Raw genomic sequence first — 20,999 nt, 5'->3', positions numbered from 1 at the left:
TTAGAAATCAATTTGTAAGTTAAAGGTGTATGACCTGGTGCTGGGATAGGACATGTTTTCAATCCCTGGTTGTAAAGTACCCCCGGCAAGGGCGGAGGTTTCGGGATCAAAGTGAGGGTTTTCCGTCCAAAGCAATAGGTTCCTTCCCGTCAGGGAAAATCGGGCCTTCGAAATAGGGAGTTTGTCCATAAAACGTTCGGGTAACGAATACCCTAAAGTAACCTCTCGCAGTTTGGTATAGGAGGCGTCATATTTGGCGGCTTCTATATTGTCCCGTTCGTAAAAACGGTTATTGTAGGTTCGGGCATCGACATTGATTGTGTTGGGCGAAAATACGCCCGGTGAAGTTTCCTGTACTCCTTCCGCCACTATTCCCGTCTCCCGCCCTTCCAGCGTTTCTTTTAACTGTCCCGCAGTGGAACCTATGATCTTTGTAAAAGAGGAAACGATCCCCCCTTGCCTGATATCGAACAAAAAGCCAAAATCGAAAGCTTTGTACTTAAAACTGTTCAGGATACCAAGTGTATAATCGGGCGCATAATCGCCTTGATAGACCAAATCATCGGTACGTAACGGAATACCGTTATTATCAATGATCAACTGGCCGAAATATTCGCTGTTCGGGTCTTCGACCCTTTGAAAACCCCGACCGTAAATGGCACTTATCGAACCGCCCTCCCTAGCTTGAATAAAGACATTATTTCTTTCGGTCAAGGTATAGTTTACGCCCCCTAAATCGGTAACCTCGCTCTTATTTTGGGAGAAGTTGAACATGCTGTTCCAAGTAAAATTATCGTTACGCACCGGAACCAGGTTCAAAATGGCTTCGAATCCATAATTGCGGACTTCCCCCGCATTAATGAGCTTGCTTGTATATCCACTGGAAATATCGGTGCTAATGGGAATGATCTGGTTTTTGGTCCTTCCATCGTAATAGGTCGCATCGAGGTTGACTCGGCTTTGAAACAAACGTAGATCCACGCCGAACTCATAGGATGAGGTGATCTCGGGTTTTAAATCAGCGTTCGGTATTAACCGCGATTCGGTCAATACCGGGTTATCGCCAAAAGGTGTTTCATTGGTAAAGAAGCTGGCCAGTCTATAGGGATCGGTATCGTTTCCCACCTCTGCATAGGCGGCCCTGAATTTGGCAAAGGAAACAAATTCCGGCATGTCAAAAATGTCGTTGGTAATGGCACTCAATGTTGCGGAAGGGTAAAAATAGGAGTTATTGTCCGTAGGCAATGTGCTGGACCAATCGTTTCTTCCGGTTAGATCCAGATATAGCATATCGTCGTAGGCGAAACGGGCGAAACCGTATAGACTGTTTATGCGTTTTTCGGTATTGTTGACCGATACTTCTAAGGGCCTGCGAGTGTTGTTGAAGGAATAGATTCCCGGATTGATAAGTTCGGGAGCTACTGTCTGCTTATAATCCTGATTACGTCGCATCTGGTTACCTCCCGCAGAAATGTTAATGTTAAATTTTTCATTGAAAGTTTTGTCATAGGACAACAGGAAATCAGAATTTGATTCCTCAAAAAATACATCATCCTCCCTGTAATAGCCCAAAGGGAAACGCTGGGTACTGAAAGCACGTTTTTTGGCTCTGAGTTCGCTATAGAAGTCCCTTCCCGTTCGAAGCATGAGATTCCAATTTTCATCGATCTTATAGTTCATGCTTACATTGCCATAAACCCTGTCCTTATCCTGTGAATTGGTGTTCTCATATACGTTGAAAAAGGGATTGTCATGATAATTGTAGTTGTAGTTGAACTGTTGTTGGTCTTCTTGGCCGACCATCCAGTAATCTCTTAGACTATCCGTATTCAATTGCCGTCCGTACCATATAAAAAGGTACATGACGCTTTCGGTACCATAGCTGATAGATGGTCTGTTTCCACTATCGGATTTAATATAGTTGATATTCGAATTTATAGTTACCTTATCGGTCAGGTTCAGACCGCTGCTCAAACTGAAACTGTTTCTTTTGAGATCGGTATTTGGAACGATGCCCTCCTGATCTAAATTCTGGTAGGAAAAACGGATATTACCCAAATCCCCTGATTTCGAAATCGCAATGCTGTTGGTTTTCGTAAATCCGGTATTGAAGAAATTTTTGGTATTGTCGGGCCTGGAGACCCACGGGGTGGCGGTGATCGGTGCATCGCTCACTAAATCTCCACCTCGGGTGCCGTCGGTACGTGGCGAATCAAATTGAGGTATCAATAGGCCTGTGTCCAACTTTGGACCCCAACTCTCATCAACACCATCGGCAGTGCCACCTCCACTACCGTCAACAAAAGCAAATTGCCCACTATTTCCTTGACCATATACATTTTGCCAGTCCGGCATCATCATTACGCTTTCTATAGTTACTCCTGAGTTTATTGAAATGCCAAGTCTTCCATTTTTACTGCTGCCTTTTTTTGTAGTGATAATAATCGCACCGTTTGCGGCACGTGAGCCATATAGAGCCGCCGCAGCTGGCCCCTTCAGTACGTTTATCGATTCTATATCCTGAGGATTTATTTCCGATGCTCCGTTGCCGTAATCAACATCTTGGGTGCCCGAACCGGAGGAACCTACGATTTCATTACTAATCGGGGTACCATCTACAATGAACAGAGGTGAGTTTCCGTTTATGTTCAAAGAGGCATCGCCCCTGATAGAAACTCTTGCCGAGCCTCCTACGCCGGAAGGGCTGTTCGTTATTTGAAGTCCTGCTACCTTGCCTGAAATACCGTTCAGTAAATTGGGCTCCCTAGCAGAGGTAACCTCTTCCGTGTCCAATTCTTGGGAGGCATAGCCCAAGGATTTTTTTTCGCGCTTGATGCCCAGGGCGGTAACAACCACTTCGCTTAATCCAGTTGCGCTTTCTTTCAAAATTATCTTTAGGTCTGTCTGACCAGCTACAGGAATCTCTTTTGTCGTAAAACCAATATATGAAAATACCAATGTAGCATTCTGATTGGCTATCATCAGTGAAAAATTGCCATCAAAATCGGTCTGCACCCCATTTGAAGTGCCTTTTTCGAGAACATTTGCACCAGGTAACGGCTGACCTGCTTGGTCTAAGACCGTGCCACTGACCTCAAATTGTTGATTCAAAGCAATTTCGAGAACAACATTATCGATATCCAAGTTACTTCCTGACGTTTCACCGGCTACCCCAATAGCGTGAACTTGCATCAAAGTAGCAGCTGCTAAAACTGTCGTGAGCTTTATTTTCAAAAAGAATGCTGTTAGGAAAGACTCGCATTCCCTGTGTATAAATAATGTTCTCATGGCTATAGAGTTTTAGTTGGTTAATCGATCAATTCAAGTAGATAGTTTAATACTGATATTTGATGCATTATCCGTACGAATATACCGTAAAATTGATTTATACGATATATTTATCCTTGTAAAATTTAATTTTTAGAAATAAAACTGAAATACGACTAATAAAACACTATATTTATTCTGTTCCCTATCAAAATAATAAAGTTTTTAGTTTAAAACTACTGAATAATGAAACTTGATGATAAAGACATTAAAATATTGTCGCTTTTACAGGAAAACGCCAACATTAGTAATAAAAAGATTGCAGAGGCTACATATCTTACCGTCACACCTGTGTATGAGCGAATTAAGAAACTGAACGCATCTAAGCTTCTACAGAAAAAGGTGTTCTTATTGAACAGGAAAAAAATCGGTTTAAATGTCATGGTATTGGTTATGGTGAGCATCGAAAAACATTCAGGTACGGAAGCTCAGAACTTTATGAATGAAATCAAGAAGATTCCGGAAGTAGTTGAATGTTTACATATTACAGGGGCATTTGATTTTCAACTAAAGGTTTACACGAAAGATATTGATCATTATCATGAATTTAACTTTAAAAAATTGGCGGCCATCAAGAGCATACGCCAAATGGAAAGTTACTTCGTGATGAAGGAAGTAGTGAATACCACAAGTTTGCCTCTTGATTTTGAACGATAGCCAACGAATATCCCCTTTTCGGGAACGGAAGGCACGGGAAACTGTCCAGGATGGGTGTATCCGCCATGGTCAAAAAGTATGCCGGCAGTGTCCGGAAGATCGATGCCAAACTTATACCTGCAGGTATGACGCCGTACTCGTTGCGGCATTCCAAGGCGATACTCATGATGAAGTCCGGGATCAATCTGATCTGCATCCGGGACTTTCTGGGGCACCGGTCCGTCGTTTCAACGGAGATATATGCGAGGATAGACAACCAACAGAAGCTCGAGGCGATCAACGCAACCTCCTTGGCACCCGACGATGATGGACTTCCTTCCTGGCAAAGGGACAACGGGCTCCTTCACTGACTCGAGCGTCTGGGCAGATAGGGCCATCGGAACATTATGTAAATAAAATGGGCATATCCTAGCTGTGAGCCAATAGGTTACGATCTAAAGTTTACATAATGTTTTTGTGCACATAATCCCGCGGCCTATATGCCCTCGTGGGCAGTACGGCCGTTTCGTAGTGCTCGGCAAAATCGGCGAAGGTCTCGTTGACCTTGGGTTCGTAACGGCTGCTCTTGGTAACGGCCGACTATAGGTTGTCGGTCACCAGTGCACGGGGAACCCCGCCATAGAACCACAGTGCGTTCTCGGTACAGCGCATGAAGCCCTCCAGTTTCTGGCTCGCGCAGGCCTCTACGTAGGTGTACTGGCTACTGCCCAGTAGGCACAGGTATACCTCGAGATCTTGGATCTCGCCCATATGCCTGTCCGTTATGCTGAGTTTCTTGCCCGAAAAATCTATGAACAGCTTGTCGCCCGCCTTATGGGTAAAGTGCATTACGGGGGAGGTTTCCTTTGCCCATTCGCGGTACCAGTACCTGAACGGCGATAGTTTGAACCCGTCGGGATGCTGCCTGTAATATTCCTCCCATAACAGTTGCTTGGTAACACCCGTCCTGCGAAGCTCCCTGTCAAAATAGGGAAAATACTTCTCGAGGGTCTTCAGCTGATCGCTCTTGGGCTTTTGGTCCGCCTTGAAGAGCCTGTGGATCTCCTCCAGGGTCATCTCCGACACCTCATAGGCCGTCAGCTTATATCGCTTGAAGAAGTCGATATACTTGGTTACCGTGTTACGGGAGATGCCCAGTTCTTTGCTGATACGCCGTTTACTGGCACCCTCTCCGTGTAGTTTGTAAATCCTTTTTGCCTTTCGCATGTCTATCTGTTTGTTCGCCATGTTGTTTTTTTACAAAACAACAAATGGCAACACTCAAATAGAATCGATTTTTTGGTGGCTCACTTTGGCCCGCCCCGGGTGGTTCAGTTTAACCCGCCCGCAGTGTATACTATGCCCGTTTTTTGCAGCGTACAGCAATTGGATATAACTTTCGGTAATGCCCAAGGTAATATCGTTCTTGGCCTCTTTTTCGAAAAGAGAATATTGATCTACCAAAAATTTGCTTCGCTTGATCTGGTTGTTGATCTGGTTTCCCTGGAAGAGGGTTATTTGGGAATTCAGCCCCAAACTGGTTGCATTGATCTGCTGGGAGACAAAATCGCTGGTAATAGGGTCTATGTAATTACCGTTCGTCAGATTTTAGGATGCATTGGCGTACAGATCGTGCCATCTTGATGATTTCTCCGCCATATAATCGGTTTCCGTACCGTTCTTTTACAGTTCCGCCTGTTTTACGGTGATGTTGTTTTCCAGGGCATAGGGGATGCACTCCTCCAAGGTCTAGGCCTTTTGGGGGGAAACGGTAGGCTCCTGTGCTTGCAGGGAACTTGTTAGGAAGGCGAACTCCAAAATGATGAGTTGCTTCATGATTATTTAGCCATTCAATGAAATTTAGACGAAATATTCAACGGATTGAATCGATACAAAAGTGAAATAGACTTTGTGGGAATTTGACTCGACGAAGACAGCAATTTTATCAATGGAATTTTTTAGGGCTGACATTTTTTTTCGTTTAGGTAATAGATATTTTGCATAATAAATCATTAATCGTAATATTGCAATGAAGGAATAAAGAAAAATGGGACTGGCCAAAACCGAAATGTTTACCGACCAACAAAATGAAATTGCCTTGTTCGCAAAGGCCTTTGGACATCCTGCCAGAGTAGCTATTTTACAGCAACTTTTTAAGATAGATGCTTGTTACTGCGGAGATTTGGTGGATGAAATCGGATTGGCACAACCGACAATTTCCCAATATTTAAAGGAACTTAAGTTTTTGGGCCTGATAAAAGGAAAGATAGAAGGAACAAGCGTTTGCTATTGTATCAACACCGAAAATTGGACGAAAATGAAAAAAACAATGTCGCAATTCCTAAATCAAGACATTTCCAATAACGAAGATTGTTGTTAAAAAATTTGAATCAATTAATCGTGTTATTGCGATTAAAGAAACTTAGAACAAAAAATAAAATATGAAACTCTCAGAAATCAAATCAAAGTTAAATCAATTGGAAACCATTACCTTTCAACTACCGGACGGTACGTTGGTACCCAATCACTTTCATGTTACCGAAGTAGGCAAAATCACGAAACACTTCATCGATTGTGGCGGAACGGTACGTAATGAAGAAGTCGTGAACTTCCAACTTTGGAACGCGAACGATTATGACCATAGATTGCATCCCGAAAAATTGACGAAAATCATTGAGCTTTCAGAGAAAGTTCTGGGCATTGGAGACCTGGAAATCGAATTGGAACATCAATCAGAAACCATCGGGAAATTCGGACTTGATTATGACGGGCAACATTTCTTGTTGACCACGAAACATACCGATTGTCTGGCAAAAGATCAATGTGTTATTCCTGCGGAAAAACCGAGGGTAAAACTATCCGATGTAAATAATGAACCCTGCTGTACACCGGGTGGGAATTGTTGCTAGAATAATATAACTTCAAAAACAATGACAACGACAAAACCGACCATATTTCAAGAAATAGCGAAGCAAATCAAGAATTTAAAGCCTGAAACTATTCCGGATGACCGCAAGGGCCTTTTGCGACCGCTTACCGAATTTATCCAGTCAAAAGTTTCAAATAACCAAGAAATCCGTATCAACTTCATTTGTACCCATAACTCACGCAGAAGCCATTTGTCACAAGTTTGGGCACAAACTATGGCCTACCATTTCAATATCAAAAATGTCTTCTGTTATTCAGGCGGTACGGAAAGCACGGCACTTTTCCCAATGGCGGCGGAAACGTTACGAAATTCTGGTTTTGAAATCAAATCGCTTTCCGAAGGCAAGAATCCTATTTACAGTATTAAATATTCCGATAACGAGCATCCAATAATTGGATTTTCAAAAAAACTGGATGATGCCTTTAACCCCAAATCCCAATTCATAGCGATCATGACTTGTGATTCGGCAAATGAAGCATGTCCTTTTGTTGCAGGGGCCGAAAAACGAATTCCCATAACTTTCGAAGACCCAAAGGCTTTTGATAATACACCGCAGCAAGCCGAAAAATACAACGAAAGAAGTCTTCAGATCGCAACCGAACTATTTTATGTGTTTTCTCAAATCAATTCTTGAAAATGACAACCAAAAAATTAAGCTTTCTTGACAGAAACCTGACGCTTTGGATATTTGTCGCCATGGCAATCGGCGTTGGGCTTGGATATTTTATTCCAACATTTCCCGATATTATAAATTCGTTCAATAGTGGAACAACCAATGTACCGATCGCTATTGGTTTAATTTTAATGATGTATCCGCCTTTGGCGAAAGTGAACTACGCTTTGTTGCCCAAGGTTTTCCGTAACATAAAAATCCTTTCGATTTCACTTATTCTGAATTGGATAATCGGTCCCGTTTTAATGTTCATTTTGGCAATTACGTTCTTGCGAGATTATCCTGAATATATGGTCGGACTGATTTTGATCGGTCTGGCCCGCTGTATTGCGATGGTCTTGGTTTGGAACGACTTCGCCGAGGGCAGTAGCGAATACGGTGCCGGATTAGTAGCGTTAAATAGTATTTTTCAAGTTTTTGCCTACAGCTTTTATGCTTGGATTTTTATAACCGTGCTTCCCCCATATTTTGGATTTGAGGGAGCCATCGTTGACATTTCAATCGGAACGATTGCCGAAAGCGTGGCTATTTATTTGGGTATTCCGTTTTTGATGGGCGTTTTAAGCCGATTGATTTTAGTAAAACTCAAAGGCGAGGAATGGTATACTCAAAAGTTCATTCCGATTGTTTCGCCGATGACATTGATCGCCCTATTATTTACCATTGTAGTGATGTTCTCGTTAAAAGGGGAATTAATCGTAGAAATCCCGATGGACGTTCTTATTATTGCCGTACCGCTACTTATGTATTTTACGTTAATGTTCATCATCGGTTTTTTCTTCACCAAGGCGATGGGCGCGGAATACGACAAGACAGCTTCCGTAGCATTTACCGCAGCGGGAAATAATTTTGAATTGGCCATTGCGGTCGCCATTGCAGTTTTCGGATTGAATTCGGGACAAGCCTTCGCGGGTGTAATCGGTCCATTGGTGGAGGTTCCGGCATTGATTCTATTAGTCAGGGTTTCCTTTTGGCTACGGAAGAAATACTATTTAACATAAAATGAACGTTAGATGATTTTGGTCATATAGCAGTGAAAATACCCATCGTAAATTCGCGTGGAACAATGATTTGAACGGAAGTCTTGACCTAACTACAATAAAAGTCAATGGTATGGACTACATTATTAAAGCGGAAACCATTGCGGGAAACGACGGGGATATTTCCATTAAGCAATCGAAAATCCCATTTGGAACAACTCCGAACAAGGCCGAAAGCCTGCCAAATCCCGCCGAATTGTTTTTAGGGGCTTTTGCTTCCTGCATCCTCAAGAACGTGGAACGTTTTTCGGAAATGATGAAATTCAGTTACAGTAAAACTTCCCTTTTGGTCAAAGCAACAAGATTGGAGAATCCGCCAAGAATCGATGAAGTTTCGTATGAATTAGTCGTTTACAGCCAAGACGAAAAGTTGAACACATGCTAAGTAAAAATCAAAATGGGTTTAGTTGATATTGCCTCCGACCGGAAGTCCGCTTGGAACCGTGTCAGGAATTTCCCTATCGAACCCGTTATCGTTCAGCGTGCCCAAAAAAGAAATAATCTGCGACATTTCCTTAACGCTCAGCTCGATTTCGCGGACAAAGGGGTCATATTTTCCTTTGGGCACATTGGCATTCCGTTCTTTTCCGTCGGAAATATCCTCGTAGAATTCCAGGACACGTCTAAGATTCGAGAGACTTCCGTTATGCATGTACGGGGCCGTAAACCGTAGATTGCGCAACGATGGCGTCCGAAAGGCGAACGTATCCTGCACCCCGGCATCTGGCACAGCTAGCTTATCGTTTTCCGGCACACCCAATACATGCATTTTATAGTCGGAGAACATCGGGCCGTTGTGGCAGTTGATGCAGCCAACGGACTTAAAGAGTTTAAGGCCCTCCTTTTCCGAAAGGGATATTGCATCCTTGTCGCCCCGCATATACTGGTCGAAACGGGAGTTGTTGGCTATGATCGTCCGTTCGAAAGCGGCAATGGCCTTGCCAAGGTTGTCGATCGACACCGCTTCCGAGTTCCCGAAGGCCTGTGTAAACAGTTCTTGATATGCCGGTATTTTTTTCAGTCGCTCGATGACCGTTCGGAGGATATCCGTTTCCCCATGTCCATGGCCCCGCATTTCCTCAAAGGCCTTGATGGGCTCCAAGGCCTGTAGTTCCAAGCTCTTGGCGCGGTCGTCCCAGAACATACTGGCCGTTTCGGGATCATGGCGACCGTAGGGGTCGATACCATTGAAAGCGGTATTGATGATCGTCGGGGCATTCCGCTTCATAAAAGGAATGTCGTTGTCGGGGTTGAATCTGCGCTTGCTGCCGAGGCCCTGCGCATTGGGCCCGATACTGATATCCAAAAACTCGGCATAACCATTGTCCGGGTGATGGCAAGTGGCGCAGGCGACGTCCTTGCCCCCCGAAAGAATCGGATCGTAAAAAAGGAGCCTGCCCAACAGTTCTTTTTCCGGGGTCGTAGGGTTGTCCTTCGGGGATTTTGCCTGTTCCGGAAGTGCGGTCAGGCGGGTAACGACCCTAGGTTTTTTCATCCCTTTTTTTTGCTCCGGTACCGAATCGCCGCAACCGACCGGAAGGAAGGACCAAAGAGGAAATAGTCCCGATATGATTACTTTTAGCATCCTAAGTCGGTAAACGGACATATACAAAATCATAGAATTTAAAAAGGCAAGAGGAAGTCTTTACAATTAGGCCGGCATCCCTTGGTCGCCGGCAAAATCAAAACAGCCTTTTTTGCATTTATGGTCATTTGTAGGTTGGGGTTAATTTTCTGGTACGGTATCGTTCGCTACAAAAAAAGCGTTGGTAGCCCGGTCAATGCCGTTATCAACGAGAAGGTCCGGTCTCTCTTTTTTCAATGACGCTATTCCTTCCTCGGACACTTCGGTCCTGTAAAGATACAGGCTTTTCAGGGCGGACATTTGTTTAAGGGCGGAAAGGCTTTCGTCGGTAATCGCCGTATCGTAGATTTTCAACAGGCTCAATCTGTTCAATGAGGATAATTTTCGCACATCGGAATCGCCGATCGGGGTCCTGTCCAGCTCGAGCCGTTCGAGATTGGCAAAGGTGGAAATCAAATCGATCTCGTCCTCGCCGATGGGAATTCCGCTCAAATCCAGGTGCACGATATTCTCCGCTACCCGTTCGAGTGCGAGAACGGTCTTCGGGTCGTACCCCGGGGGCGGAAAGAGAACGGCGCCCAGTGCCTCGGAGCCATCCGCGATACGTGAAATGCTCAGATAATCGGAGGCCATGGCCTGGAGGGCAGTGTCCGCCACCTTGGGAAGCTCTGCCCATTTTTCGGAGGGGTCGGGGGCCATCATTGCCTTTATCAGCGCTACCAAGGGCTCGGATTCGGACAGTTGGTCCAAACGTACCGTATCGGATGCTCCCGTTGCGATCCACTGTTCCAAAATGGCTATTTCGTTTTCCCCGAGTTGACTCTTTCCCTCCGGTGGCATATGCTCCTCGTCCCCCAACGGCAAATGTAACCTCCTTATCATTTCGCTCTCTACAAGGTTTCCGGCAACGAAGATATCGCCGTTTTCCCCGCCCCGCACCAGCTCGTCGAAACCGGTCATCACCAGCTCGCCCTTCTGTTTGTTGGGGTTGTGGCATGAAACGCATTTGTCGTCCAGGATACGCGCTACGATATCTTTATAGATTACCGGGTTCTCAGGTATCACGTCCCTCGATTCCTGCGCAGGAAATGCCAAGAACCCTTCGCCGTGGGTAACCATGCCGCCATAGTGCCCCGTAACCACGATCAGTCCCAATACGGCGACCTGAAGGATCTTTGAAAAAAGGGCCGCGGTCAATTTGTTTCTCTCCAGTGCGTACCACAAAGCCGCAATAAGCGCGGTAGCCCCGCCAAGCCATTGGTGCCAAAAGAGCAGTTCCCCCTTGATGGGCACGTCCTTGCCCAGGAAAAATCCCGAAACGGCGGTTATCAGAGCGGACAGTACGCCGGCGGTCAGCAGCAATTTGGGGATCGGCCTGTTGGTTAGTCCCAATAGAACGGCGACCAGCAAAAGGACGATGGGGAAATGAAGTACCAAGGGATGCAGCCGGCCCGACCAGGCCACTAAGTTCGGAAGCTCGATATAGGGTTCGAACAGCAGGCAGAAAACCAGAAAAATGGATAGCCCCAAAACGCCATAATCGGCCCAGCGGTATTTAGTCGGTTCTGTCATCTACGAGGAATGTCTGGGTGCCCAGAAGGTGTATGGTTCATGTACCGGTGGGCATATATTTTTGGTCATCAAAACCTATTGCTTGTAAACTGGTTCAATTGGTGCCGGCTTCCACTATCCAGCGGTCACTTACTTATAATTTGCTCGTCGACGCTCGGGACTGTCGATGTCTTTTTGAAATAATCCTCCCTTACGGTCTTGGCGGTCCGATGGTCGCCGGTATGGCTCCAGCCAGGTGGCATAAAGATATACATAAGCTTGTTCTTTAACCCCGGGGCGTTCCACACGTCCTTGGCCAGGGCAATGATCTCCCCGAAATATACATCGATAAAGTTACCCGAATCCATAGGCCGTGTGATGCCGTATTCTACCTTTACGTCCCTTTTTTCTTCTTGGTACGTGCCGAAAACGTGGTCCCAGATGTTCAACAGGTTACAGAAATTGGTATCCATATATAATGGGTTCCTCGCATGGTGCACGCGATGGTGCGAAGGCGTCAGGATGAATTTGCCCAGGGCGCCGAAGCGGGCATCCTTTATCATGTTTTCCCCGACATGTATGAAGGCCCCATAGGTTCCGTCTATGAACATGATGGCGAACAACATTGCCGGCTCCACCCCTGCCAGGATACAGATCGTGGTCCTGATGGTATCCGCATAGGGGGCCTCGAGAAAAAAATGGGCGTATGTTACCGATAGGTTCATGTTCTCCGGCGCGTGGTGTGTGGAGTGCAGGCACCAGAACAGCCGTACCTTATGGCCCCAATAATGGTACAGGAAATGTCCGAATTCCCAAACGATATAGCCGTATATGAACCAGTACCAGGTCGGGGAGGTCTGAAAGGGCGCATAGGGTTGTAGCCAGCCGATGATCAGGACTACCATCGCGATAGCGATAAAACGGCCTACGAACCGATTAAAGACATAAATAAGGAAGTTGACCTTATAGACCTTGGTGTCCGGTTTTTTATAGACAAGGCCAAGGACAAATTCCAAAAGCACCAACAATGGGATTATGGGGAGGATAAAAGCGGTAATACCCTCGTAAGTAGCAAGAACGCTATAATCGCCCCCCTGCAGTATTTCCCAGGCATTCCCGATGCCCAGAAAACCGATAATTTCCTCATAGAGTGTTTCAAAAAAATCCATAACGTTGAATAATTCCCCAGTGGGGATTCTAAGTTCTTAAAGTGTTCTGGTCTGAACCTTGTTGTTTGTTCTGCGTTCGGCCATATCATGCCAGGAGGTCCTCGACCACGTTGCCCGCCACGTCGGTCAGACGAAAGCGACGGCCCTGGTACTTGTAGGTCAACCGTTCATGGTCCAGGCCCAGGGCATACATCAAAGTGGCGTGGAAATCGTTGATATGGACCGGGTTTTCTATGACATTGTAGCCGAACTCGTCTGTCCGTCCGTAGTTCAGCCCGGGCCTGATGCCGCCACCGGCCATCCAGATACTAAAGGCACGGGGGTGGTGGTCACGCCCGTAGTCCTTGGGATCGAACTTGCCCTGGCAGTAGTTCGTGCGGCCGAACTCGCCGCCCCACACCACCAACGTATCCTCGAGCATGCCCCGCTGCTTAAGGTCCATGACCAGGGCGGCGGAGGCCTGGTCGACGTCCCTGGCCTGCCCGGCCATTTCGTTCGGAAGGTTGCCGTGCTGGTCCCAGCCTTGATGGTAGAGCTGGATAAAGCGGACGCCGTTCTCGGCCAGCCGTCTCGCCTGCAATGCGTTCGCCGCGTAGGTGCCGGGGACCTGGCAGTCCTCGCCGTACAGTTCGATGATGGATCGGGGCTCCTTGGAGATGTCCATCACGTCTGGAACGGACATCTGCATCCGATAGGCCATTTCGTACTGTGCGATACGGGATTCGATCTCGTCGTCCCCCGTCTCGACGTGATGCAACCTGTTGAGGGAGGACACCTCGTTCAACAGGTGTTTCTTGTCCGAGCGGGAGATGCCGTCCGGGTCGTTGAGATAGAGCACGGGGTCCTTGCCGGAGCGGAGCAGCACCCCCTGGTGCTTGGAATCGAGGAACCCGCTCGACCACAGTTTCGAGTACAGGCCCTGGCTGTTGCCCTTGCCCCGGGATGTCAGCACCACAAAGGAAGGCAGGTTCTTGTTCTCGCTGCCCAGCCCGTAGCTCATCCAGGACCCCATGCTGGGACGCCCGGACTGTTGGCTGCCGGTCTGGAAGAAAGTAATGGCCGGATCGTGGTTGATGGCCTCGGTATGCATGCTCCGCACCACGGTAATCTCGTCGGCTATTCCGGCGATGTGCGGAAAGTAGTCGCTGATCCAGGTACCGCTCTGACCGTACTGCCCGAACCCGGCCGCCGAGGGCATCAAGGGGAACTTGTCCTGGTCGGCCGTCATCCCGGTCAGACGCTGTCCGCCGCGGATCGATTCCGGCAGGTCCTCGCCCATGCGCTTCTGGAGGGCGGGCTTATAATCGAAGGATTCAAGTTGCGAGGGCGCCCCTGCCTGGAACAGGTATATGACCCGCTTCGCCTTGGGCGCAAAATGTGGGATGCCCAGGGCCTGGGCCGCCCCATCCTTGGTGCCGGCTCCCTTGAACAGATCGGGAATCAGCAATGAACCGAGGGCCAACGACCCGATCCCTACGCTCAGCTGCGAGAAAAAATGGCGGCGGTTTACCTTTAGGGGATTCTCGTCTTTCTTTTTGTCCGTTTCCATGATCTATTCCTTTGTTATCGTTTCGTCCAGATTATAGATGATCTGTGCCGTCAGCATGAGGGCGGCGGTCTTCGCGGGGTCGGTTTCCCGCTGTTCGTACTCCCCTACGGCGACCAGTTTTTCGGCATCCCCGATATTGCCCCGGTACAGCTCGACCGTATCGTGGTAGTAGTCGTTCAGCGTCGACAGTTCCTCTTCCCCGGGGGTCCGGATCAGAATGCGCCGGAACACGTCCCTTACCAGATCGGGACTGTCCGGTCCGGCCGTCAACATGCTTTGGGCCATGACCCTTGCGGCCTCCAGTACCTGAACATCGTTCTGCAGCACCAAGGCCTGTAGGGGCGTATTCGTTTTTTGGCGGTGTACCTCGGAGAAATCCCGTGTGGGGGCGTCGAAGATGGTCATGCTCGGCGGCGGTAGCGTGCGCTTCCAGAAAGTGTACAGCGAACGGCGGTAGAGGTCCTCGCCCTTGTCGGGAACGTATCTGGTCAGGATACCACGGTCCTCGCCGGCATTGGTCTCTTCCCAGAGCCCTGCCGGTTGGTAGGGTTTTACGCTCGGTCCGCCGATCTCGGGGTTGAGCAGTCCGCTGGTGGTCAGGATGTAGTCACGGATCATCTCGCCGCTCATCCTAAAGCGGGGCGCCCTTGCCAGTAGCCTGTTCTCCGGGTCGGCCGTTTCGAGCTCGGGCCGCATTATGGATTTCTGCTGGTAGGTCGCCGAGAGCATGATCTTTTTAAGCAGGTATTTGGTGTCCCAATCGTGTTCCATAAAGTCTACCGCAAGCCAATCGAGCAGCTTCGGGTGGGTCGGCAGGCTGCCCTGTACCCCAAAATCCCCGGAGGTTTCGACAATGCCCTTGCCGAAGAGCATGGCCCAAAGCCGGTTCACGTAGACCCTCGCGGTCAATGGGTTGTCTTTGTCGGTCAGCCACCGGGCAAGTCCCGACCGGTTTTTCGGGAATTCATCGGGAAAGGCAAGAATGGAGGAAGGTGTTCCGGGCTGGACGGAATCCGTCGGCCGGTCGTATTCGCCCCTGTTCAAAAGGTAGGTCGTTCTGGGCGCGGAATCGTTCATGACCATCACGTTGATCTTCTCCTTTTCCCCGAGATTCACAAAGGAGAGTACGCCCTCGGTATCCTCCCGCGAAATGGTCATAAAAGGGGGGTCCGCGAAAAACTTTTTGTTCTTTGCCTGCACGGCGTCCATCTGCAGCCCCTTCTCGTCGACCTGGTTGAAGAAGGCGAACATCTCGAAATAGTTCCTCTGGGTAATGGCATCGTACTTGTGGTCGTGGCATTGGGCGCATTCCAGGGTAATGCCCAGTATGCCCTTTCCCAGGGTATTGGTCCGGTCCAGCACGTAATTGGTGCGGTATTCCTCCTGTATGACCCCTCCCTCCTGCGTAATGGGGTGGTTTCTGTTGAAGGCGGTCGCCAGGACCTGTTCCTTGTCGGCACCGGGCAGGAGGTCGCCGGCGAGCTGCCAGGTCAGGAACCTGTCGTACGGCATGTTTTCGTTGAAAGCGTGGATGACCCAATCGCGCCAGGGCCACATAGTGCGGTAACTGTCATCCTGGTATCCGTGGGAATCCGCATAGCGGGCCACATCGAGCCAGGACTGTGTCATACGCTCCCCGTAGGCCGGGGAGGACAGAAATTCGTCGATCATCCTCGGAATATCGCTGTCGGCACCCTTATCGAGTAGTTCCCTGACTTTTTCCGGTTTGGGCGGCAGCCCGGTAAGGTCGAGGCTTATCCTACGGATCAAGGTCTCGTCGGACGCCTTTTCCGAGGGCCGAAGGCCGTTCTCCCCCAGTTTGGCCAAAACAAAGGCATCGATCTCGTTATTGCCCCAGTTTCCGGAAACCTCTTCGGCGGATTCCGCTTTTGGGACTTCGGATTTTTCGGGGGGCAGATAGGCCCAATGCTTCTCGAACGGCGCGCCCTGTTGGATCCATTTTTTGATCAACCTTTTTTCGTAGGCGTTCAGCGACAATTTGGAGTCGGGCGGCGGCATCAACTGGCCGGCATCCTTGGAAATTATATGCTGGTAGATCGAGCTTTTATTGGGATTTTCGGGGACAATGGGAAACCGTCCGGGCGATTCGGGGAGTTCCCCGAACGCGGTCTCCTCAAGGTCCAAACGCAACCCGGCCTTGCGCTTGTTGGCATCGGGACCGTGACAGGTATAGCAGTTGTCCGAAAGTATGGGCTTGATATGGAAATTATAGTCCACCGTCCCCGGCAGTTCCCTCTTGGAGTACCCATCATATCCATGGTCGAAACCACCTTTCTTATAAACGTAGAGCAAAGCTACCAGACCCGAGAGAATTAAGGCTAGGGCGATTTTTGATTTCATTTCGCGGAAAATTTTTTGTGTACTGGATCTGCCATCCCAAAAACTGTCTTCAAGAAACTACAAACAGGGCGTTCCAGAATTAACAAGGAAACAGTTAAATATATATAATTAATTTATCTATAGAGCTATAAAGCACCGTTTTAACCCTTAGCACTTTTCCGATAGTATTCTCAACTTTGAAAATTTTATGAAATGTATAGTGTAAGAATTCTCTATTCCCTCGAGTATACGTAATCAAATTTTTAAAAGGTCGAAATGATTTTTACCGCAGCATTATCAAAATTTTTGTGAAAACCCGTTCATGGATTTGGTGGCGAGCTTCATAGATTTCAAACTATTCTTCGGTCAGCAACGACCGGTCTAAATGTACGTAGCCGCCATCGACGAAAATAAACTGTCCTGTGGTGTGCGACGATCGGTCGGAAATTGTAAACAGGCAGACGTTCGCTATTTCATCGGTGGTGGTCATGCGTTTTTCAAGGGGGATCTTTTTGATGATAGATTTTAACTTCTCCTCGCCGTTCGGCAGGGTCTTGATCCAGGTATCATAGGATGGTGTCCAGCTCTCGGCGATGATAATCGCGTTTGAGCGGATACCGTAGGGAACCAAATCGACCGCCCACTCCCGGGTCAATCCCAAAACACCGCCCTTGGAAGCGGCATATCCCGAAGTTCCCCCTTGCCCGGTAAGGGCCACTTTTGAACCGATATTCAAAATGTTTCCCTTGGATTTTTTCAAAAAAGGAAGCGCATATTTTACGATCATAAAGTAGCTGACCACGTTCAACATTAAAGAATTCATAAATTCGTCGTAGGATGCATCCAATCCTACCCCGTCATTGACCCCTACATTGTTGATCACTACATCGATACGACCATATTTTTCGATGATGCCATCTACTGCCGTTTTAATTTGTTCGGGATCGGTGACATCGGTCTGGAAAAAGGAGGCATCTATATTTTGGTCCTGAAGTCCCGCGATATATTCGAACCCCCTTGCATTACGATCGATAACGGCGGGTATGGCCCCTTCCTTGGCCAATGCCTGCAGTATGGTTTCCCCGATACTGCCCTTCATCCCGGCAGCTCCGCTGATGGCGACTACTTTTCCCTTTAATCCTAAATCCATAGTGTTTTATTATTATTTCGTTAGTTTCTTCTACTTTATAATCAGGATGTAAACACTCCGAGGCTTGCCTCGCAATTCTAATGTTTTTTCTTTACGAAGGCCTCATGGCATTGCCGGGAGTAGTTGACTACATGCGCTTGCAGTTCGGAATAGTTTCCGCCTTCCTCCAGTTACGAGACCGGCAATTTGTGGGAACAAAAAAAGTCCAAAGTGCAAGCACAACACAATATTCTGTATAAATATAGGTGGATATAACGTTGCGTCCAACTTAGTTGATTGGCATGAAGCCTTGAAAGGCTACCATTTTTTCTTAAGGTTCTGGTTCGAAATAGTATATTATCGCGATAAATTAGCTCAATTTTGCACACGAACAAGTTGTTTTAAAGCCGGCCAGGATTACAATCGAACGACAAGAAAATCCCGTTTGGCGCGAAATCGTCTCGGGAGAAATTCCTAAATTGGGATTTTTCAAAAAATTCAACATCAAACTATCCCCTAAGACCAAATCTTGAAATAGCACTGGTTCGGAAGTTTAAAGTTAGTATATATTCCAGAGACATGGATAAGGAGGTTTTCATCGCAATTACATCCATCGAATAATAACATAAAAACCATACTATGAAATCAGGGTTTCTTACGATATACCTTACCTCCATGGCATCTCTTTTTACGATTGCGGCCCTGGCCCAAAAAACGGAGCTTCAACGAGCACCGATGAAACTTTGGTATGAAGAACCGGCCGATTCGTGGATGACGGAGGCCCTTCCCATCGGCAACGGCTATATGGGGGCCATGTTCTTTGGCGGAACGGAGGAGGAACACATTCAGTTCAACGAAGAATCCCTGTGGGCCGGCGGAAGGGGCGAATGGGACGAGTACAAGGGCGGCAATAGGGAAAATGCCCATAAGCACCTGCCCGAAATTCGAAGATTGCTCGATGCCGGAAAATACGAAGAGGCGCACCAACTTGCGAACAGGGAACTCACCGGAAAGATCAGGGCGGACAAGGGCAATAGTGTTTGGGAAGGTTTTGGTGCCTACCAAACCTTTGGAGATCTGTTCGTCAGGCCGGAAGGCTCGGGGCCGACCAAAGACTATCGAAGGGAACTTGATATTTCCGAGGCGGTGGCGACCATTGAATATTCGGTCAACGGAACAAATCATCGACGGGAATATTTTGCGAGCTATCCCGCCCGCACCTTGGTATTCCGGTTTGAAAACAATAATCCCAATGGGATTGACTATATCGTCAAACAAACAACGGTGCATAAAAACGCTACCGTCAAGTTTGATCGAGACCAGCTGATCATGTCGGGCCAACTGGAAAATAATGGAATGGGGTACGAGAGCCGAGTATTGATCGAATCCGATGGCGAAAAGGCTACTTTTCTAGATGGGGAACTGAGGATAAAATCCGCCAAAAGCCTTACGCTGTACTTGACGGCCGCTACGGATTATAAAAACGACTATCCGACCTACACGGGCAGGGACTACCGCTCATTAAATAAGGAGACTATTGACATGGTAGGCCAAAAGGGATATGACAATCTTTTAAGGGAGCATAAACGGGACTATTCCAAATTGTTTTCCAGAGTGGATTTTGAGCTAGAGGCGCGGGAGGGTGATTCCGTTCCAACGGATGAAAGATTGAGGGCCTATGCATCCGATAAAAAGGACCCGTTGCTCGAAACCCTTTATTTTCAATATGGGCGTTACCTTCTGATAAGCAGCTCGCGCCCCGGTACCATGCCCGCGAACCTACAGGGCAAATGGAACAACATGACGAATCCGCCGTGGGCCAGCGACTACCACTCCAATATCAACCTGCAGATGATCTATTGGCCGGCCGAGGTGACCAACCTACCGGAATGCCACGAGCCCTTGATCGAGTACATTGATAAGTTGAGGCCTCCAGGCCGTCAATCGGCAAAGGATTTTTTCAATGCAAGGGGCTGGATCGTAAATACCATGAACAATCCTTTTGGCTACACGGCGCCGGGATGGGGTTTTCCCTGGGGCTTCTTCCCTGGTGGGGCCGCATGGTTGTCTCGGCATGCATGGGAGCACTTCCAATTTACACAAGACCTTGATTTTTTAAGGGATCAGGGCTATCCCATTATGAAGGAGGCCGCACTTTTCTGGTTGGACTATTTGACCAAGGACGCACATGGGAATCTGGTGTCCTCCCCCTCTTACTCTCCCGAACATGGCGGTATTTCTACCGGGGCCTATATGGATATTGAAATTGCCTGGGACATCTTTAATAATTGTATTTTGGCAACGGATGCCTTGGGAAAGGATAGAGCGTTCAAAAAAGAACTGGTTGCTGCTAAAGAAGAGCTTTTGCCCCTGAAAATCGGAAAATGGGGCCAATTGCAGGAATGGAAGGAGGATATAGATGACCCGGATAACAAGCATCGGCACGTATCGCACCTATATGCCCTGCATCCCGGAAATCAGATCAATACGGTGCGGACCCCGGACCTGATCGATGCGGCCAAGATTTCTTTGGATGCCCGGGGCGATGACGGCACGGGGTGGTCGGTAGGTTGGAAAATAAATTTTTGGGCAAGGTTGCTTGACGGTGACCGGGCCTACAAACTATTGCGCAGGGCCATGCGACTGACCTCTGACGACGGGGTCAATATGATGGACGGGGGAGGGGTCTATGCCAACCTTCTATCCACCCACCCTCCCTTTCAACTGGACGGCAATATGGGCGCTACCTCGGGAATGGCGGAGATGTTGCTACAATCGCACTCAGGGGAAATCCACCTTCTCCCCGCCCTACCCAAGTCATGGCCTACGGGCAAGATCACCGGATTAAAGGCACGTGGGGCATTTGAAGTGGATATCGAATGGAAGGAAGGCCAGTTGACGAGAGTCCGAATTCAAACATCCATAGCCCAGCCCATCACCGTCAGGTACGGAGAAAAAACGGTAGCGATGGAGCTTACCGAAGGGGAAATTCTCACCCTTGATGATAGTCTGAAAAATAGGGATTGACATAGGAAGGGTAAGAAAATCGCAGATTCTGGGGTGCCTGTGGT

Annotated in this window: 17 protein-coding genes; 8 read left to right on the top strand and 9 right to left on the bottom strand. The window is 48.0% G+C overall.

What is annotated here, in order from left to right; translation table 11 throughout:
• Positions 1 to 3,288, bottom strand: a complete 3,288-nt coding sequence (locus RQM65_RS06560; protein ID WP_314013573.1) for a SusC/RagA family TonB-linked outer membrane protein — start codon at positions 3,286 to 3,288, stop codon at positions 1 to 3.
• 225 nt (positions 3,289 to 3,513) lie between these two features.
• Here RQM65_RS06560 and RQM65_RS06555 point away from each other — a divergent pair, with 225 nt between their 5' ends.
• On the top strand, positions 3,514 to 3,984 hold the full coding sequence (locus tag RQM65_RS06555; protein ID WP_314013571.1) for an Lrp/AsnC family transcriptional regulator: 471 nt from the start codon (positions 3,514 to 3,516) through the stop codon (positions 3,982 to 3,984).
• The gene (locus RQM65_RS06550) at positions 3,981 to 4,334 is read left to right on the top strand and encodes a tyrosine-type recombinase/integrase (RefSeq protein WP_314016797.1); all 354 of its coding nucleotides are present in this window, start codon (positions 3,981 to 3,983) and stop codon (positions 4,332 to 4,334) included. Before RQM65_RS06555 ends, RQM65_RS06550 begins: the two co-directional genes overlap by 4 nt.
• 229 nt (positions 4,335 to 4,563) lie before the next feature.
• Here RQM65_RS06550 and RQM65_RS06545 read toward each other — a convergent pair whose 3' ends face one another.
• On the bottom strand, positions 4,564 to 5,211 hold the full coding sequence (locus tag RQM65_RS06545; RefSeq protein WP_314013569.1) for a hypothetical protein: 648 nt from the start codon (positions 5,209 to 5,211) through the stop codon (positions 4,564 to 4,566).
• A gap of 33 nt (positions 5,212 to 5,244) precedes the next feature.
• Positions 5,245 to 5,499, bottom strand: a complete 255-nt coding sequence (locus tag RQM65_RS06540; RefSeq protein ID WP_489753096.1) for a hypothetical protein — start codon at positions 5,497 to 5,499, stop codon at positions 5,245 to 5,247.
• Between the two features lie 511 nt (positions 5,500 to 6,010).
• Here RQM65_RS06540 and RQM65_RS06535 point away from each other — a divergent pair.
• The 5 genes from RQM65_RS06535 to RQM65_RS06515 all read left to right on the top strand — a co-directional run bounded on the left by RQM65_RS06535 (position 6,011) and on the right by RQM65_RS06515 (position 8,990).
• Positions 6,011 to 6,343 carry an ArsR/SmtB family transcription factor gene (locus tag RQM65_RS06535; protein ID WP_314013567.1) on the top strand — a complete coding sequence of 111 codons (333 nt, stop codon included), beginning with the start codon at positions 6,011 to 6,013 and terminating at the stop codon, positions 6,341 to 6,343.
• Between the two features lie 61 nt (positions 6,344 to 6,404).
• Positions 6,405 to 6,872, top strand: coding sequence for a DUF6428 family protein (locus RQM65_RS06530; RefSeq protein ID WP_314013565.1), 468 nt, complete (start codon positions 6,405 to 6,407; stop codon positions 6,870 to 6,872).
• Between the two features lie 21 nt (positions 6,873 to 6,893).
• The gene (locus RQM65_RS06525) at positions 6,894 to 7,526 is read left to right on the top strand and encodes an arsenate-mycothiol transferase ArsC (protein ID WP_314013564.1); all 633 of its coding nucleotides are present in this window, start codon (positions 6,894 to 6,896) and stop codon (positions 7,524 to 7,526) included.
• Between the two features lie 2 nt (positions 7,527 to 7,528).
• Positions 7,529 to 8,566: an ACR3 family arsenite efflux transporter gene (gene arsB, locus RQM65_RS06520; RefSeq protein ID WP_314013563.1), complete on the top strand. Its 1,038-nt coding sequence runs from the start codon at positions 7,529 to 7,531 to the stop codon at positions 8,564 to 8,566.
• A gap of 112 nt (positions 8,567 to 8,678) precedes the next feature.
• Positions 8,679 to 8,990: an OsmC family protein gene (locus tag RQM65_RS06515; protein ID WP_314013561.1), complete on the top strand. Its 312-nt coding sequence runs from the start codon at positions 8,679 to 8,681 to the stop codon at positions 8,988 to 8,990.
• An 18-nt stretch (positions 8,991 to 9,008) separates the two neighbouring features.
• Here the strand turns inward: RQM65_RS06515 and RQM65_RS06510 are convergent, their stop codons facing one another.
• The 6 genes from RQM65_RS06510 to RQM65_RS06485 form a co-directional block, all read right to left on the bottom strand.
• Complete coding sequence (locus tag RQM65_RS06510; RefSeq protein WP_314013559.1) at positions 9,009 to 10,100, bottom strand: cytochrome-c peroxidase; 1,092 nt, start codon at positions 10,098 to 10,100, stop codon at positions 9,009 to 9,011.
• 231 nt (positions 10,101 to 10,331) lie between these two features.
• A complete protein-coding gene (locus tag RQM65_RS06505) occupies positions 10,332 to 11,762 on the bottom strand; it encodes a c-type cytochrome domain-containing protein (protein ID WP_314013557.1) in 1,431 nt (476 codons plus the stop codon).
• A gap of 125 nt (positions 11,763 to 11,887) precedes the next feature.
• Entirely contained in the window at positions 11,888 to 12,910 is a 1,023-nt protein-coding gene (locus RQM65_RS06500) for a sterol desaturase family protein (protein ID WP_314013555.1), read from the bottom strand.
• A gap of 85 nt (positions 12,911 to 12,995) precedes the next feature.
• On the bottom strand, positions 12,996 to 14,459 hold the full coding sequence (locus RQM65_RS06495) for a DUF1501 domain-containing protein (protein WP_314013553.1): 1,464 nt from the start codon (positions 14,457 to 14,459) through the stop codon (positions 12,996 to 12,998).
• A 3-nt stretch (positions 14,460 to 14,462) separates the two neighbouring features.
• Positions 14,463 to 16,820, bottom strand: coding sequence for a PSD1 and planctomycete cytochrome C domain-containing protein (locus RQM65_RS06490; protein ID WP_314013551.1), 2,358 nt, complete (start codon positions 16,818 to 16,820; stop codon positions 14,463 to 14,465).
• Positions 16,821 to 17,154: 334 nt separating this feature from the next.
• Entirely contained in the window at positions 17,155 to 17,949 is a 795-nt protein-coding gene (locus RQM65_RS06485; protein ID WP_314013549.1) for an SDR family oxidoreductase, read from the bottom strand.
• Positions 17,950 to 18,567: 618 nt separating this feature from the next.
• Between RQM65_RS06485 and RQM65_RS06480 the strand changes: the two genes are divergently transcribed.
• Positions 18,568 to 20,955, top strand: a complete 2,388-nt coding sequence (locus tag RQM65_RS06480; protein ID WP_314013547.1) for a glycoside hydrolase family 95 protein — start codon at positions 18,568 to 18,570, stop codon at positions 20,953 to 20,955.
• Positions 20,956 to 20,999 lie beyond the last annotated feature (44 nt).

The organism is Pricia mediterranea, assembly GCF_032248455.1.
In the GTDB taxonomy this organism is placed as follows: domain Bacteria; phylum Bacteroidota; class Bacteroidia; order Flavobacteriales; family Flavobacteriaceae; genus Pricia; species Pricia mediterranea.
Note: the sequence above shows the minus strand (reverse complement) of the source record. Positions and strands in the feature narration are given on the sequence as shown.